Below are 16,872 nucleotides of genomic sequence, written 5' to 3' on the forward strand. Positions count from 1 at the left end.
CGCACCCTCCTTTTCGGATTACACATTTTGTATGTGAAACAACTTCTGAATATCGATCGGCTTCTTTTCGGCAACCGAGCGCCACATCCCCTCACCAACCGCGATAGAGTAAGCTCCTGCTTCGGCACCTGCTAAAATATCATAGGGGCGCAGCGGGTCTTTTCCTAAAAAAAGATCCTCAAGCAATAGCGGATCGCCTCCGCCGTGCCCGCCCTCGTTTTTGACAACTTGTATCGTCTGCTTTGATTCAAAAAGCGGATAATATTCAATCGTTTGCTCAGGAAATGCAAATGGAATTCTGGAAGGCTCGTGAAATTCATTTGATTCGATACGCCCTTTTGTTCCGTTGATCGTCAGCCGGTAGCCTTCATACGGAGCAGAAAATATGATCGAGTAGCTCAAAAGCGCGCCGCCGTCGTATTTGACAGTCGCAACGTACGTGTCCTCGATGTCAATCTCCTTGTCAAAAATACACGCGTCAGGCCTGTATGCTGTATACAAGCTGGATTGGTCTCCCGCTTGGAGATGATCATCTTTTACAGAAGCAGCGGACGAGCGGGGATGCCATCTTGAATAGTAATGGCATGTTTCTTTGACCCGGCATGTTCCGCAAAAACGCCCGTCTTCTTCCGGCAGCGGATTCCACTCACTGTCTGAGCCATAGTAATTCAAGGCGCCATAAGCAAATACCTCCGCCGGATTTTGCCCAAGCCACCAATTGACGAGATCGAAGTGATGTGTTGATTTATGAACAGAAAGGCCGCCGGAAAATGGCCTCGACCGGTTCCAGCGTTTAAAATAGCTGGCGCCATGATACGTATCAATATACCAATTCAAATCAACAGAGGTTACCCTGCCTATTTTTCCGTTCAGTATCATTTCTTTTATTTTCCGATGAAACGGGCTGTAGCGGTAATTAAACGCGACGGTGACTTTTCCTTTGCTCTTCGCCTCTGCCTCAAGCACCCGGTTCGCATCCCGTACCGTCGTCACCATTGGTTTTTCTGTAATCACATCTGTATCCCACTGAAGGCTTCTTAAGATGTAAGTGACATGTGTGTCATCCCTGCCAGTCACAATGACGATATCAGGCTTTGAAACACGCATCATCTCATCAAAAGCGTCTTCGTTGTACTCCGGCACGTGGACAAGCTCCGGAAACCTCTTCTTACAAACGGCAAAACGTTTTGGATCGGCATCCAGCAATCCCGTAATCTCATATTGTGTTGAAAACCGATCCATCAGCGGTTTGATAAACATACTGAGAGCTCTGCTGCTCAATCCGCAAATGACAATGTTCTTCAATGTTCTCACCTCTATCGCGCTTCAGTTAGTTGGGTAATCAGCTGCAGCGCTTCCTCTGTTTTTTTAGCGTACACAGGGATAAACGCCGCCATATTGCGATTCAATCGAAAAGAATAACCGTTCAGCTGTTTTTCCCCTTTTTCGATCTGAACGGCATAGACTGTTTTTTCTCCCGTTTTTTGATCAACAGTTGTATAGGAAGATGTTTTGTCAGGTGGCAATCCGTCTAACGGCTGAAAATTGTCCGGGTCATCGTACGCTTGAAACATGTCTTCAGGCACAATGAAAACATCTCCCTCATGAGCGGTGATTTCCGTCAGCAGTTTTTCCGGAATCACCGGAAAGATATCAACCTTCCCGGCCTTCTGCTCAGCAGCCTCTTTTATGTGTTCCTGTACGTCTTCTTGCATATCGGAAAAGAGGATGACATACATTCCGTCCGGCCTGCTTGAGCATGATTCCAAAAAGAGCACTGAGACGATCACACACAAAGCCTTACGTAGAGTTGTTGTCATTCCCCCGCTGACCTAAAAAAAGTCTCCAGCTCTGTCATGGCCAAAATAAACGCGCCGGCCCCGTGCAGGTCGTTTGTGCTTCTTTCCCGGCTGACATAATAGTCATAGAAACCGGCCGATGTTCCGACACATATATCTTTGACGAGAAACGCACCGTCTTCTGTTGTTTCGGTTTTCTGCTGAATCAAACCTTGATACGCTTGGAACAGTGTTGTTTGGTAAGCTCTGTCTAGATAGCCTTTATTGATTCCTTTCGCGATTGCGTACATGTACAGGCAGGACCCTGAGCTTTCCAGCCAGTTGTCGGACCTGTCACCCTTGTCAACGATCTGGTACCATAATCCGGTCTCCTTGTCTTGATAGCGGCAAATGCTTTCTATCATGTCCTGCAGCGTTTTCTCCCACACGTGACGGTTTGGATGCTTTTTCGGCAGCTCTTCAATCATGTCGGCGAGAGACATCACGTACCAGCCGATGGAACGCGCCCAAAATTCCGGTGAACAGCCTGTCTCTTCATTGGCCCAAGGCATTTTTTTCGCTTCGTCCCAAGCGTGATAATAGAGTCCGGTTTTGGAATCTTTCGTATGCTTTCTCATCAGCGACTCCTGAAGCACGACCTGATCAAACAGCTCCCGTTCCTGCTTCAGATTGGCGTATTTCAGCGCGAACGGCCCGCCCATGTATAAACCGTCAAGCCACATTTGGTAAGGATAGCCGTCCTTGTGCCAAAAGCCGTCCTCTGACGTCCGGTTCAGCGTTCCATACAAGCCGCGCAGCCTTTTTGCCGCTTTGACATACCGCTCATCCTTCGTTGTTTCGTATAATGGAAAAAGAATAAGACCCGCTTGAATGGCGTCCAGCTCGTCTCTTCTAAATAATAGATTGCCATAATCATCGATTAAAAGATCTGCATAAGCCTTCACATACTCAAAGTACCGTTTTTGCCCGGTTGCTTCCCACAGCCGCAATACACCGCATAAGAAAACACCCTGATGGTAGTGCCAGCGGTTTGCTGGCGGCAGCTCCCCCACTGTGTACGTATCCATAATGGTTTTTGCCAATGCCTCCGCGTACGTAAGAGGCGATTTTACAGCGATTGATTGATCCATTGATCCCATCCCTTTCTTAATAGATTCCTTCCTCGCCAAACTTCTTCGCCAAACGATTTGCAAGCATGACCAAAATCAGCCCGACTGCCGCTTTAAATACGCCGACTGCTGTACTGTAGCTGAATTGGCCCTGTTTCAGCCCCGCAGTATAAACGTACGTGTCAAAAATTTCCGCCACTTCCCTGTTTGTCGCGTTTAACAGTAAATACACATGCTCGAAACCAAGCTCCAGTGTGTCTCCGATTTTTAAAATCAGCAAAACGATGATGACGCTTTTAATGGCGGGCAGTGTAATATGCCACATTTGCCGCACCCGTCCCGCTCCATCCATTTTCGCCGCTTCATACAGCTGTGGGTCGACCGCTGTAATGGCCGCCAGATAAATGATCGTCGACCACCCTGCTTCTCTCCAAATGACCTGCAGAATATACAAGGGCCGGAACCATTCTTCATTCAGCAGAAAATTGATTTTTTCGCCGCCAAAAAACACAATCAGTTCATTAATCAAGCCTCCGTCTACCGTCAAAAGCACAAACGAAAGCGATACAACGATAACCCAAGACATAAAATGCGGGATATAAATCAGTGTCTGAACAAATTTTTTAAAGAGAGCGATCCGCACTTCGTTTAATAGAAGCGCCAGCAGAATCGGCACCGGGAAAAATATAGCCAGGTTCAAAGCAAATAGCACGAGCGTGTTTTTTAACAGAAGAAAAAATGTAGGCTCTGTAAACAGCCTGATAAAATGCTTCAGCCCGACCCATTCACTGCCCAAAATGCCAAGAAACGGCTGATAATCCTGAAACGCAATCACAATTCCCCACATCGGGGCATATTTGAAAAGCAAAAAATAAATACAACCCGGCAAAATCATCAAATACAAATATTTCTGCTGGACCAGCTTATTTAGTAAGCGCTTTCTTTTTTCTTTTTTTAAAATGACTGCATCAACAGCCGGCGCTTGCGCTTCTGCTGTTTTCATCTTTCCAAGCCTCCTTTCACAGGTTCTTGCATTCACTGTAGCGCAGCAGGCAAAAGTCCGTCTACAATCATATGATCACATCCTGCCTAATCCCTTTGTAATCAAGGGTTCAGCCGTTCCACCTGAAAAAAAGACACCGATATTAGAAAATGATTATTGACAATATCTATCAATCTTTGGATTAATTGTATTAAGGTGAAAGTGGATGTTCTGAAATGGGGGATTTTATGAAAAGAAGCCAATACAAGTTTTATAACAAACTCATCACGTTTTTCTGTCTGCTCAGCACCATTCCTGTCATTCTAGTTGGATTGTTTTCGTACGAGCATTCTCAGAAAACGGCTATCTCCAATGTATCGGAGGAAAAACTCGACACACTCCAGCAGACCCAGCAAAGCATCGAGCATATATTAAAAACCGTCGATCACTCTTTAACCCACTATGTGAGTTCGCCGCCTCTCCTTCGCACACTGTCCAAGCCTTTGCACTCTGACCAATTTCAAATCTATAACCAAGTGAACCAAGAGCTCAACTACCTGCAAAGCTTCGATACCGACCTGTCCAACATAACGCTAGTCAGCTATATGAAAAAATGGTACATGAACAATTCCGGCTTATACCGTTTGAATACAAACTCTCTTCACGAAGCAGCCGCAGCATATACGACACACAAAGCAAGCCGCTCGTATTGGACGCTTGAAGAAAACAATCATTTGATTTCGACAAAAGAAGGGACATCAGACAACTGCCGCTACAATATTAATTTGATTAAACAGCTTCCTCTAAACAGCACGATTACGAAGGGATTGGCCGCCGCAAGCATCCCGAGCTGTTCGCTTGTCAAAAACATGCCTGATTATTCAAACGCCAACAACCTGTTTATCATTAATGAAAAAGGCCGCATCATCCTGCATAACAACATGTCTGACATCGGCGAATCTCTTCAAAACGACGACTTTGTCCAAAAAATGCTGGCGCAGACCGCCAATAGCGGTCAGTTTGAAACCGTTATTGACCGGGTTCATTATAAAGTCACCTATCAAAAATCCGACTATAACACATGGATTTATTTCTCTCTCGTTTCCTTGCCTGAATTAAAAAAAGAAGCCAAATCAATCGGCTGGATCACGGTTACGGTATGCTTTATTTTGTTAGCGCTTTCATTATTATTCTCTTGGCTTGGCTCCCGCCATTTTTACAAACCGATCCGGCTGCTTTACGAATCTTTCGCAAAACATGGTGCCATACAAGAGAAACAGCCGCCTCAAAATGAATTTGAGTTAATCGAGCAGAGCTTTAAGCAGCTAAAGGACAGAAATGACGATCTTGAAGAAACGATGAAACAGCAGGCAACTCATCTGCAGCACTATTTTATGGTCAGGCTCATGCTTGGAAAACTGACGGATGAAGAGGTCTATAATCGTTTTGAAAGCCTCGGTTTAAAGCAAAATTGGCGGCATCTCGCCCTGCTCGTGCTCCAAATTGATACGCTGAATCATACGCCTTATGAGAAAAAGGATATGGATCTGCTTTTGTTTGCCGTCAACAGCCTGATCGAGCGCAACATCCCGGCAGACAAACACCTTGCCCCCGCCGTCGTGGATAAACAGCAGGCAACCATTTTGATCAATCAGAGTGGAACAAAAGAAGCATTCATGGCTGAGCTGAATGAGACTGCCAGGATGATTCAAGAAAAGGCGGAAACGGAGCTGCAGCTGTCTGTCAGCATCGGCATCAGCCAGCCGTTTGATGCGCTGGCAAAGGCGAAAACAGCCTATGTGGAAGGTTCCGAGGCATTGAAATACCGGCTCAAAGCGGAAAACAAATCAATCATCTTTTATGGAGACCTCGACCAGAAAAAAACCTTCAAAACCCATTTTCCAAAACAGCTTCAGCATGAGCTGTTTGATGCCGTAAAAGCGGGGGACAAGGAGAAAGCGGACAAATGCCTGCACACAATTTTAAAAGCGATCTTCACCCAAAACACCAATCCATACCAATTCCAAATCGCCATCGCCCGCTTTTTGAACCATGTGATTGAACTGATGCACGTACTCGGGATCGAGTTGTTTGAGCTTGAAGAAAACAAAATGCTGTATGACCAAATTTTCGAGCTGAAAACGTTTGAGGATACCGAAAACTGGCTCAAGAATGAGTTCATTCATCCAATGACAGACAAAGTGAACGCCCGTGCGGGTGCCCAGTACAAAAATATTTCCGACAACATTATTCATATCATCCACCATGAGTTTGAATCCGATTTGACACTGGACGAGATCGCCCGCAGGCTGCATTACAATCCAAACTATTTAAGCAGCATTTTCAAAAAAGAAATGGGCATTTCATTCAGCGAATATGTCTCCGGCTACCGCCATCATATGGCGAAAAGCTGGCTTGCTGAAACCGACATGGCGGTGAAAGACATTGCCGAAAAGCTGAAATATAAAAACTCGCAAAATTTTATCAGATCATTTAAGAAGCTGGAAGGGATAACACCGGGTACCTACCGCCAGCAAAAAAGAAGCATGTAAAAAACCCAAAACCGCTTGCGTTTTGGGTTTTTCCAGTGTTATTTTGCTTGTTTAAACGCTTCTTCGTATTCCTGAATAATTTGCTTTCCGCCGCTTGACTTCCATTTTTCCACTTCTTTATCAAACTGGGATTCTGTGATGTCTCCAATCATATATTTATAGGTCGCGTCATCTATGATTTTCTTCAGTTCATCTCCCCGTTCCGATTCCGCGGCGGAATACAGGCTTTCAGCAGGGTTTGAGACAATGATCTTTTCATTATCTTCCGTCAGTTCCTCGTACGCCGTCCGAAGCGGGTCCCCCGTGTTTTTTAAGTAGGCATTATCAATGGCGATTAAGGCGGACAGCGGCTGAATATCAGTCTGCCAGTCTTTCACTTGGCTTTCTTCGCGTGTGAACGTTTTGCCCTCTCCTTTGTTGTAATGAACACCGTCAATGCCGTAAGTCATCAGACTATAGACGTCTTCCTCGGCAATTCGGTCAAAAAACGCCAAAATCCGTTTAAGCTCAGCTTCCGTTTTCACACTAGTTTTCGGAAAAGCAAATAAGCCATTATGCCCTCCCGATGCCCATACCCGCTCTTTCCCATCCGGGCCTTTTATGCGGTTGATGATTTCAAGCTCCATCGATTGATCGGAGGCATGGTCGCGCAGATTAACCGCATCTACCATATTCCCAATGTAGATGCCGGCTTTTCCTTGAGAAAACAGCTCCTGCTGCTGGGTTTTGCTTGTGACGGGAAAATCCTTATTCATATAGCCATTGTCACGCAGTTTTTTCATGTAGTTCATCGTGTCTTTGTAATCCTGCGTCATGAAATCAGGCGTGAATTTGCCGCCTGATTCCTTCCAATCTGTCGGCATGCCTTCATACGAGCCAAGCGTTTTAAACGCGCCATAAACTAAGTCATTGCGGTCTGTCAGCCCAAATGTATCGTCTTTCCCATTCTTATCCGGATCGTCCTCTGTAAACGCTTTGGCGACTTCATAAAACTCATCCAGCGTTTTTGGCGTTTTCAAATTCAAATTGTCCAGCCAGTCCTTCCTAATGACGATCCCCTGTCTGGAAAGCGGACGTTGTCTGTATATCCCGTAGAGCTTGCCGTCAATCGTTACGTTTTGATTAATGAGTTTGTTCATTTTGTTTAAATTCGGGTAATCTTTGATATAATCGCCAATTTCCCAGAACATTCCTGATCTGAAAGCATTCATGACTGACGAATTTTTAATATCCTGGATGGTCACGATTTGCGGAAGATTGCCGGCTGCAAGCGCCGCATTCAGCCTGTCTTCTTTCACCGCGTCTGGAACCCAGGTGATGTCCAGTTCTGTATTTGTCAGCTTTTCAATTTCTTTAATCGCCCTGTCTTTCGGTGGCTGCTGGTGATACAAAATCGCCATCCAAGACAGTTTCACCTTTGCATCAGAGTCAGCTTTCCCTTCAGCCGAAGACTGATCAGCCCCTTTACAGCCCGCCAGCACACCGCCAAGTGCAAGTGCAAGTACAAGCACAATCAAAAGCACCCTCCATTTGTTTCCCATCGTACCCCTCCGTTTCATATTCTTTACCCTTTGACAGATCCCAGCAAAGCTCCTTTTGCAAAATGCTTTTGTATAAATGGATAAACAAGCAGAACCGGAATGGTTGCCACCACTATGACCGCCATTTTGATGGTTTGCTCAGGCGGCGGGCTGCCAGATCCCATTTCGGACATATCCCCCTGCATCCCGCTTGATACAATCACGATTTGGCGCAAAAGCACCTGAATCGGCCATTTTGCCGAGTCATTGAGGTACAAAATCGCCGTCATATACGTGTTCCAATACGTGACCGCATAAAATAGTGAAATCGTTGCGATCGCAGGAAGAGACAGCGGCAGCACAATTTTAAAGAAAATGCCCAGGTCATTGCACCCGTCGATTTTCGCGGACTCTTCCAGGCTTGACGGGATATTTTGAAAGAAGTTTTTGAGAATGATCAGGTTAAAGGCATTAATGGCTGTCGGCAAAATGAGCGCCCAGTATGAATCGAGCAATCCAAGCGATTTGACGACAAGGAAAGTCGGAATCATGCCGCCGCTGAAGAGCATCGTAAATACGACGAGAAACATGAGCGGCTGCCGGCCGATTAACTCACGGCGGGATAACCCGTAAGCCATCAAGGAAGAAAGAAACATGCTGACCGCAGTGCCTATCACTGTCACAAACACAGAAACAAACAAACTCTTATAAATAATGTCTGTTGAAAAAATGTAACGATAAGCATCCAGCGAAAAAGTAGACGGTATTAAAATGAATGTTTTCGACACGACTTCCTCTACTGTGGCGAAGGATGCCGCGATCACATGAATAAACGGAAGTACGCATATTAAAGCGAACATCAGCAAAAACCCGTAAATTAACATGTCAAACAAACGATTTTTCAGTGAATGTGCGATAGCTCCCACCTCTCTTTTGTAAGCGTTATCATTCTTTGTTAAACGAGCTGCAGCATGTGACGATATCGTGTCTAAAATGTAGCAAATCTGTGATGGCCGCGTCTATAATCATTTGAACAGAGTCCCCGGCTTGGCGGGGACTCTGTTCAAATGAAAGCCGATGATAAAAGAAAAAGAGCATCATCTTAGAAAATGATTATGCTCCATTCTCTTCCTCTTCCAGAAGTTCGGCTGTATTGGTTTGAGGCGAAAAACCGAGTTCGCTGACAGCGGATTCAATCGACCATGGCCGGCCCTGGTTGTCAGATACGGCGTAATACGTACCGTACCGGATATTGGTTTCAATAGCGGCTTTGAAAATCGACAGCAGATCGGGATGAGAAAGCAGTGTCTTTTTCGTCCGTTCTTTTTCATGCAGCGTATCCAGTTCATCTGTGACGACTGTTCCGATTCGAAGGTTGATTACTGAAAGCTTATTTTCCAAATAAAATAAATGGCCGATCTGTTCCGAGGTCAGCTTTAATACACCGTACAAGTTTTTTGAAAGCGGATAATCACTGGTTGTAATCTCACGTCCTAAAAGCGAACGCCCGTCTTTCTCATACACATCTGTAACATGATTGCTGCTGGCGAACACGAGCTTTGGAATACCGAGCTCCGCAGCTGCGCGGCACAAGTAATAGCTTGCCCGATAGAAAACATCCGTCATTTTCTCAAATTCATGGATGTCCATGACATCGTATTTGATATTGACAGCCAATAAATTCAAGATCACATCTGTATCTTTTGGAATCTTCTTCAACAGCTCCCTATAATTTGCCGCGTCAGCCTGAATGGAAGAGGCTGTGCCCTCAAAATGATCTTTATCAAGCACTGTCACTTCATAATCTGCTCTCAGCCCTTCGACCAGCAGTCTCCCAATTACACCATTTCCGCCGGCAATCAGCACTTTTTTCACAGTGTTCACTCCCCTTTTTTATAGATTGCCCATTTTCGGCGGAGCTGACACTTTTTTTGGCACTCACATTTCTGGTTTAGTCAAAAGTCACCGGCAGCTCCTCAAGCGCCCGAAAGCCAAAAAGCGGCCGGTATTGAAATTCCGAATCAGCAAGCTTGAGGCCGGACATCCGCTGCAGGAGGATAGTCATCGCAATTTGGGCCTCTAATCGTGCCAACGAAGACCCTATGCAAACATGATGTCCCTGACCGAATGAAAGATGCTGATTAGGGCTTCTCGTTATATCGAAAACATCGGCGTTCGTAAATATGTTTGGGTCTCGATTGGCAGCCCCTAACAGAAGATAAACTTGTTCTCCTTGACGGATCGTCACCCCGCTGATGTCAATATCTTCTGAGGCAACTCTGGCTGTCATTTGCGTGGGGCTCTCATAGCGTAAACATTCCTCAATTGCGTTACCGATCAGATCAGGATTTTCTTTCAGCATCATAAGCTGTTTTGGATGCTGCAGCAGACAAAGAACTGAATTGCTAATGAGATTCACCGTTGTCTCATGTCCGGCGATCGCCAGCAATATGCACATAGATGCCGCTTCCTCTTCCGTCAGCTTATGATTTTCTGCCCCCTTCAAAAGCATGCTGATCATATCCTGTTTAGGATGCCGTTTTCGCTTTTGAATCAACGCTCTAAAATATGCCGTAGCCTGCACAGCGGTATGATTGCCTTCTGTTAACGCCTTCCTTGACCGGGTAAAATCAATCGTTTGGACGAGACTTGAAGCCCATTCTTTTAATTGCTCCCTATCTTCCGCCGGCACACCTATCATGTTGGCGATGATGTAGCTCGCCAAAGGAAAAGCAAAGTCTGAAATGACCTCCATCTTTTTTTCACCTTGCACTTGATCTAGCAAATGATGGACCGTTTCATCGATATACGTGCGATAACTCTCTGCCATTCTCGGGGTAAACGCTCCGCTGGCCAGCGTCCGCAATCGCCTATGATCAGGCTGATTCTGAAACAGCATCATCTGCCTTTGCACACATTGAAGATCCTGATATTTGATTGACGTCTCAGGGAGCGGGGGCCGGACTTTGAACCTGGCATCTTTCAGGATGGCTGCCGTTTCTTCATATCCTGTGACATACCAGCCCGGATATTTCAAGAAACTCCCTTTATATATAGGATGGACAGCGCGCAATGTTTCGTAAAAAGGATATGGGTTTTTCAAAAACGCAGAAGATGCAATTGTCATGTGTACCTTTCCTCTCTCTTTCAAAATAAAAAGCAATCGACATCACACCGATTGCTTGTATCGATTCTTTCAGCTTTTCACGCTTAAACTGGCCTTCATTTCTTCGACAGACTCCACTTCAAAGCCTAGATCACTCAGCATTTTATGGTCCTCCGTCTCCTCTTGGCCGGCAGTTGTTAAGTAATCTCCGACAAAAATGGAGTTAGCGGCGTAAAGCCCTAATGGCTGCAATGAGCGGAGATTGACCTCTCTACCTCCGGAAATGCGAATTTCTTTAGACGGGTTGATAAAACGGAACAGCGCCAGCACTTTTAAACAATACAGCGGGTTTAATTCGTTGACGCCTTCTAACGGTGTGCCATCAATCGCATGCAAAAAATTCACCGGAATGGAATCAGCGTCAAGAGCCTTCAAGCTTTTTGCGATATCGATGACGTCCTGTTTCGTCTCTTTCATTCCGATAATGGCGCCTGAACACGGAGACAACCCTGATTCTTTCGCCATTTCAACCGTATTGACCCTGTCATCGTATGTATGCGAAGTCGTGATGTTTGAATGGTTTCTCTGTGACGTATTCAAATTATGATTATAGCGGTCTACTCCAGCTTCTTTCAGGCGTTTCGCCTGCTCTGGCTTTAACAGCCCGAGACACGCACAAACCTTCAGTCCATATGTCTCTTTTATTTCCTGCACCGCGTCTACGACCTGATCCACTTCTCTGTTGGACGGCCCCCTGCCGCTTGCCACGATGCAATATGTGCCGATATTCAGATCGTGCGCCCGTTTTGCGCCTTCTAGAAGCGTTTCCTTATTCACCATCCGGTAAGACTGAATCGGGGCTTTGGAGATTGAAGACTGGGAACAATAGCCGCAATTTTCCGGACAGAGTCCTGATTTCGCATTCATAATCATATTGAGCTTTACTTTTTTTCCATAAAAGTGTTTTCTGATTTGAAAAGCCCCGTGCATCAAAAGCAAGATGTCTTCATCTGGACAGTTTAATATCGAAAGCGCCTCTTCATCGGTCACTTCTGCTCCAGCAAGCACCCGGTTTGCGAGTTCCATCCATTGATTCATTCTCATACCCCCACTTGATTCATCAATAATGATAGATTGATATGGTCTTTTACCATCTGTAGAACCGTTTCTTTCGTCACGTTGACAAGCTTTGGCGTAATCCCTAAAATCGGCACACCACATAAGCGCTCAATCATCTCAGGATTGGTTTTTTCATCATCATGAAGAGAATCACTGATTCCATTGATGACAATGCCGGCGATTGGGAGCCCCATGTTTTTTGCATATTGGACCGTTAAAAAGGTATGGTTAATGGTTCCGAGATGAGGACGTGCCACAATGACCATGGGAAGCTGCAGCGCTTTTATGACATCGCTGACTAAAAAACCCTCTCCCAATGGCACAGAAATACCGCCCGCACCTTCTGCGATGAAGCATTCATGTGTTTCTCTTATCCGCTCCCAATGGCTTAAGACCTCTTCCATGGTGACAGCCTTTCCCTCCAGCTTCCCCGCGACATACGGCGCAAGCGGCGCTTTGAAGGCAAAAGGCGTAATATCTTCATGAGAAAGACTCGTCTGTGACGTTTCTTTCAGGATACTAGTGTCACTTTCCGGATGATGCCGAGAAATACCGCTTAAAAATGGTTTAAACACCCCGACATCTCTATTATGTTCTCGCATTAAAGCGGCGAGACCGCTGGATATAACAGTTTTCCCCACTTCTGTATCTGTTCCTGTCACAAAAAAACCCCTCAAATGATATGCAGCTCCTTTCCAATTGAATGAAATGATGTCAGCAAATGATCAATATCACTCATCCTGTGGTCAGCAGTGACGGTTAATCGGATCCGGCTTTCACCAGGCGCAACGGTCGGCGGCCGAATGGCAGGGGCATAGATCCCCTTGTCCTTCAACTTTTCAGCAAATGTGACCGTTTTTCGGGCATCTCCGATGATCACAGGAATGATCGGCGTGTGCGCCCCTTTCACCAGGTAGCCCATGTTCGTCAAACCCGTTCTAACCATGTTGATATAAGAAAATAAACGCTTCCGTTTTTCTCTGCCGGCTTCAATGATGTTAAAAGCCTCATAAGCGGCTGCACAGCTGGCTGGCGGAATAGCGGTTTGAAAAATAAATGTTCTGGCATGGTTCAGCAAGAAGTCGATGGAGACAGCTGAACCTGCGGCAAACCCTCCCTCTGTGCCAACAGCTTTGCTTAAGGTGCCAACCACAATGTCAGGACAAACGCCAAAGTATTCACTCGTTCCCCTTCCCGAATCACCTAAAACACCTGTGGCGTGGGCTTCATCAACGATTACGAAGGCATGATAGCGTTTCGCAAGCGAGACGATCTGATCAAGAGGGGCAATCGTGCCATCCATGCTGAAGACTCCGTCTGTCACAATAAAACGCCGCTGATAGCGCTGTGTTTCTTTCAGCTTATTTTCAAGATCGCCCATATCAATATGCGGATAAACCATTGTATCGGCCTTAGATAGACGGCAGCCATCGATGATACTTGCATGATTGAGTTCATCACTTAAAATGACATCTTCCCTCTCCGGCAATGATGAAAGGACACCGACATTGGCTAAATAACCGCTCGAGAACAGTAAAGCCGCTTCCGTCCGTTTAAAGGCGGCGATCTTTTTTTCAAGCTTTTCGTGCCAAACCGAATTGCCTGTCGTTAAACGGGAGCCGCTGCTTCCTGCCCCGAATTGCCGCAGTGCTTCTTGGGCTGCGGAGATCAAGCGGCTATGGCTTGCCAGTCCTAAATAATTGTTTGAAGACCAGACCGTTTGATTCTCTCCCTCAATGTTCCTTTCCGGAATCGGAGCCCCATCCATTGTCCGCAGGTTGCGGTATATGCCGGCTTCCTTTACTCTGTCTAACCGCTCGTTTAACCAGGCGTCAATCTTCAAGACTGGTAACCTCTTCGATCGCTTGTTTCATAATGGAAACCATTTCCGCGAGCTCTTCTGCTGTGCTGGCGAGAGGGGGCAGCAATGCAATCACGTCGCCCAGCGGCCTTGTCAGCATGCCCAACTCCCGCATTTTCAGCGAAACTTTGTAACCAACACGCCGATCAGCAGGGTAAGGCTTTTTGGTCTCCTTTGACTGAACAAGCTCTGCGCCGCACATAAAGCCCAGCTGCCGAATGTCGCCGACGTGGGGAAGAGCGTGAAGATGTTGAAGAAGGGAATGAAGCTTTTCACTTTTTTCCGCAACTTGTTCCACAATGTTTTCAGATTCAAATAACCGCAGATTTTCAAGGGCAACCGCACAGCCGAGCTGATTCCCCGTATAGGAATGACCATGAAAAAAGGTTTTTTGGTTATCATAATCATCATAGAATGCCTTATAGATGTCTTCTGTGGCAAACGTAACGGCGATTGGCAAATAACCTCCTGTAATGCCTTTGCCGGCAGCCATCAGATCAGGCTGGACATTCTCGTGCTCGCACGCAAACATTTTCCCAGTACGGCCAAAGCCTGTTGCGACTTCATCGACGATCATTAAGACATCGTATGTTGTACATAGCTCTCGCACGCCCGCCAAATATCCTTCCGGCATTACGATCATACCAGACGCTCCTTGAACCATTGATTCAATGGAAAGCGCGGCAATTTCCCCGTGATGTTCCTTTAGCAGCTGTTCAAGCGCTCGCAGGCATTCATCACGGCACTCGTCAGGATCGCCGCTTTCAGAGCGGTACACATAAGGAATCGGCGCTTTGTAACTATCAAACATTAACGGCCCGTATACGTGATGGAACAGTTCAATTGAACCGACACTGACGGCGCCAATCGTATCACCGTGATAGCCATTTTTCATGGCGATAAATGTTTGTTTCTCAGACCTTCCGATGTTCTTCCAATATTGAAACGCCATTTTCAGGGCGATTTCCATCGCTTCTGCACCGCTGTCTGAATAAAACACTCGCGTGAGGTTTTTTGGGCTGATGTTGACTAATGTTTCGGCAAGCCGGGTTGCAGGAACGTTGGTCATGCCCAATAACGTGGAGTGCGCGATTTTTTCGAGCTGTTTTTTTATGGCGTCATCTAATTCCTTTTTGCGGTGCCCATGGACATTAAGCCAAACAGAAGAAAAACCGTCATAGTATTCCTTGCCGTTTATGTCTTTGACTTTGATTCCATTGCCGCTTTCAATGATTAAGGGATTTTCATCATAATCTTTCATTTGGGTGAACGGCAGCCAGAGGTGTTTTTTACTGCTTTCTATCAACTCATGAGTCATGGTCTTCCTCCCACTCTATCAAAATCGGCTGTTTCTCCAGTTCATGTATGTACGCGTTGACATCTTCGGAGCCATCAATAAAAAAGATGCGGCAGCCCTCTTCATTCCCGTATTCTTTCATTGCTGTAATACGCTGATAGCCGATTTTCTTGCCTGCAACGTAGCCTGTTATGTAATCAGGATCATCTGACCAGCATAATTCTGCGACGGCTGCCGGATGCGCGCCAACCTTAGAAGCAAGTGCAAGGGCCTCTTTTATTCTTGAATGTGCCGGCACGTGATAGCGAAGCGCCCATTTTTGAAAATTAGCGTCCGGCCAATCCATTCTGGAGACCCTCACCCCTTTTCCTGTTGTTTGGTCCATCCGCTCGCCTGAGTGAATATCAAACAAAACCGCTCCACTGACACCCGACCATTCAGGGATTTGTTCGTATGCTTTATCAATTACTTCTCGCGAGACGCCTTCTCTTTCCAATAACAATCGAGCAAGCTTTTGTCCCTCTTCCGGGGAGCTCACTTCATTCGTATGCACTGGCAATGGCTGAATGGTTTTTAACGGTTCATGAACCTTTTCAAACTGAATCTGCATAAAATCGGGCTTTCCTCTTGAATGGGATAGCCCTTTTTCTAATAAGGCATTGATGGTACGCTTCACCTCACGGAAAGGAATAAGCCGTTCTCCGCCGGATATATGCTTTCCGCCGTCTTCATGAGCTCCATTCATAGAAGCCCTCATTCTGACACTATAAAATATTTCTTCTTGCATCTCTTCTCGCCCTTTCACTGAAGAACGTCTCTCACATCCTATTCATATTGTTAACCAAGTATGAATAAAAGTTAACAATTAAAATATTATTATTCACATATGATTCTGTCAATACAGGAAATCTTCATTTTGTTTTGGGGCTGGTCCTTGAAACGAGCAAAAAAACCGTTTTACAGGAAACGGTCCTAGCCTTAGATGTCTATTTCTCTGCGTTTTTTTCGATTTCTACACTTGATAAACAAGCCAATCCCATTTATCATCAACAGCCCAAAAACCGTATTGCCTAATGGCGCCCAGCCATTTTCACCTGTGAAAAATAAGGACAGAGCCACCTTCCCAACAAGTGTCACATTCAATAGGATGAAACCATATACAAGCGACCGCTTCCAGAAAGCAGCCAAAATCAAACCGAGAAAAACCATCATGAAAGCAGTTGTTAAAACAGCCGAGACCGGGCTGCCTAACAGCTTTTGCTCGAATTCCAGCACTTTTTGCATGTGCAGATCGATCTTCTTAGGTTCCGGAAACCAGAACATACTGCTCATCATCAATACAAAAATGATGATGATGCCTTTCCAGCTGCGCTGATACGCAGCATAAACCAATACGAGTAAAAAGAGGGGACGAATATACCAGCTTAATGGATTGAGATGCCGCCGGAAAGCCCAATCCAAAATGTCTTGCAATTCCATCGGTTCCACTTCCTTCGCTCAAATCTGCGCCTTTCTGCCAGTTCCACT

General features: G+C 45.8%; 15 protein-coding genes. 1 reads left to right on the top strand and 14 read right to left on the bottom strand.

Features of this window, described 5'->3' with window-relative positions; all coding sequences use genetic code 11:
• Positions 1–18 precede the first annotated feature (18 nt).
• From SC79_RS09260 to rmgP, 4 genes are read right to left on the bottom strand one after another with little or no spacing between them, the layout of a single operon-like run.
• Positions 19–1,305, bottom strand: a complete 1,287-nt coding sequence (locus tag SC79_RS09260) for a Gfo/Idh/MocA family protein (RefSeq protein WP_039074794.1) — start codon at positions 1,303–1,305, stop codon at positions 19–21.
• 11 nt (positions 1,306–1,316) lie between these two features.
• Positions 1,317–1,820: a lipoprotein YteS gene (locus SC79_RS09265; RefSeq protein ID WP_082022633.1), complete on the bottom strand. Its 504-nt coding sequence runs from the start codon at positions 1,818–1,820 to the stop codon at positions 1,317–1,319.
• Positions 1,817–2,938, bottom strand: a complete 1,122-nt coding sequence (locus SC79_RS09270; RefSeq protein WP_156122666.1) for a glycoside hydrolase family 88/105 protein — start codon at positions 2,936–2,938, stop codon at positions 1,817–1,819. The genes SC79_RS09265 and SC79_RS09270 overlap by 4 nt, the downstream gene beginning before the upstream one ends.
• A gap of 7 nt (positions 2,939–2,945) precedes the next feature.
• The gene (gene rmgP, locus SC79_RS09275) at positions 2,946–3,911 is read right to left on the bottom strand and encodes a polygalacturonan/rhamnogalacturonan ABC transporter permease (RefSeq protein WP_039074797.1); all 966 of its coding nucleotides are present in this window, start codon (positions 3,909–3,911) and stop codon (positions 2,946–2,948) included.
• Positions 3,912–4,126: 215 nt separating this feature from the next.
• Between rmgP and SC79_RS09280 the strand changes: the two genes are divergently transcribed.
• Complete coding sequence (locus SC79_RS09280; protein ID WP_082022635.1) at positions 4,127–6,442, top strand: helix-turn-helix domain-containing protein; 2,316 nt, start codon at positions 4,127–4,129, stop codon at positions 6,440–6,442.
• Positions 6,443–6,480: 38 nt separating this feature from the next.
• On the opposite strand, the gene SC79_RS09285 is transcribed toward SC79_RS09280, so the two are convergent.
• The 10 genes from SC79_RS09285 to SC79_RS09330 form a co-directional block, all read right to left on the bottom strand.
• Entirely contained in the window at positions 6,481–7,983 is a 1,503-nt protein-coding gene (locus SC79_RS09285; protein WP_039074799.1) for an extracellular solute-binding protein, read from the bottom strand.
• Between the two features lie 23 nt (positions 7,984–8,006).
• Positions 8,007–8,867 (bottom strand): carbohydrate ABC transporter permease, encoded by an 861-nt coding sequence (locus SC79_RS09290; RefSeq protein ID WP_082022639.1) that lies wholly within the window; start codon positions 8,865–8,867, stop codon positions 8,007–8,009.
• 208 nt (positions 8,868–9,075) lie between these two features.
• Positions 9,076–9,837 (bottom strand): NAD-dependent epimerase/dehydratase family protein, encoded by a 762-nt coding sequence (locus tag SC79_RS09295; protein ID WP_039074800.1) that lies wholly within the window; start codon positions 9,835–9,837, stop codon positions 9,076–9,078.
• Between the two features lie 76 nt (positions 9,838–9,913).
• Positions 9,914–11,089, bottom strand: a complete 1,176-nt coding sequence (locus tag SC79_RS09300) for a cytochrome P450 (RefSeq protein ID WP_039074801.1) — start codon at positions 11,087–11,089, stop codon at positions 9,914–9,916.
• Positions 11,090–11,158: 69 nt separating this feature from the next.
• Complete coding sequence (gene bioB, locus SC79_RS09305; protein ID WP_039074802.1) at positions 11,159–12,166, bottom strand: biotin synthase BioB; 1,008 nt, start codon at positions 12,164–12,166, stop codon at positions 11,159–11,161.
• Between the two features lie 2 nt (positions 12,167–12,168).
• Positions 12,169–12,864, bottom strand: a complete 696-nt coding sequence (gene bioD, locus SC79_RS09310; protein WP_039074803.1) for a dethiobiotin synthase — start codon at positions 12,862–12,864, stop codon at positions 12,169–12,171.
• Complete coding sequence (gene bioF, locus SC79_RS09315) at positions 12,861–14,030, bottom strand: 8-amino-7-oxononanoate synthase (RefSeq protein ID WP_039074804.1); 1,170 nt, start codon at positions 14,028–14,030, stop codon at positions 12,861–12,863. The genes bioD and bioF overlap by 4 nt, the downstream gene beginning before the upstream one ends.
• On the bottom strand, positions 14,020–15,366 hold the full coding sequence (gene bioA / locus SC79_RS09320; protein ID WP_039074805.1) for an adenosylmethionine--8-amino-7-oxononanoate transaminase: 1,347 nt from the start codon (positions 15,364–15,366) through the stop codon (positions 14,020–14,022). Before bioA ends, bioF begins: the two co-directional genes overlap by 11 nt.
• Complete coding sequence (gene bioW / locus SC79_RS09325) at positions 15,356–16,132, bottom strand: 6-carboxyhexanoate--CoA ligase (RefSeq protein ID WP_039074857.1); 777 nt, start codon at positions 16,130–16,132, stop codon at positions 15,356–15,358. Before bioW ends, bioA begins: the two co-directional genes overlap by 11 nt.
• Positions 16,133–16,323: 191 nt before the next feature.
• On the bottom strand, positions 16,324–16,824 hold the full coding sequence (locus SC79_RS09330) for a hypothetical protein (protein ID WP_039074806.1): 501 nt from the start codon (positions 16,822–16,824) through the stop codon (positions 16,324–16,326).
• Positions 16,825–16,872: the final 48 nt, after the last annotated feature.

This window comes from Bacillus sp. MSP13, assembly GCF_000815295.1.
GTDB classification, from domain to species: Bacteria; Bacillota; Bacilli; order Bacillales; family Bacillaceae; genus Bacillus; species Bacillus vallismortis.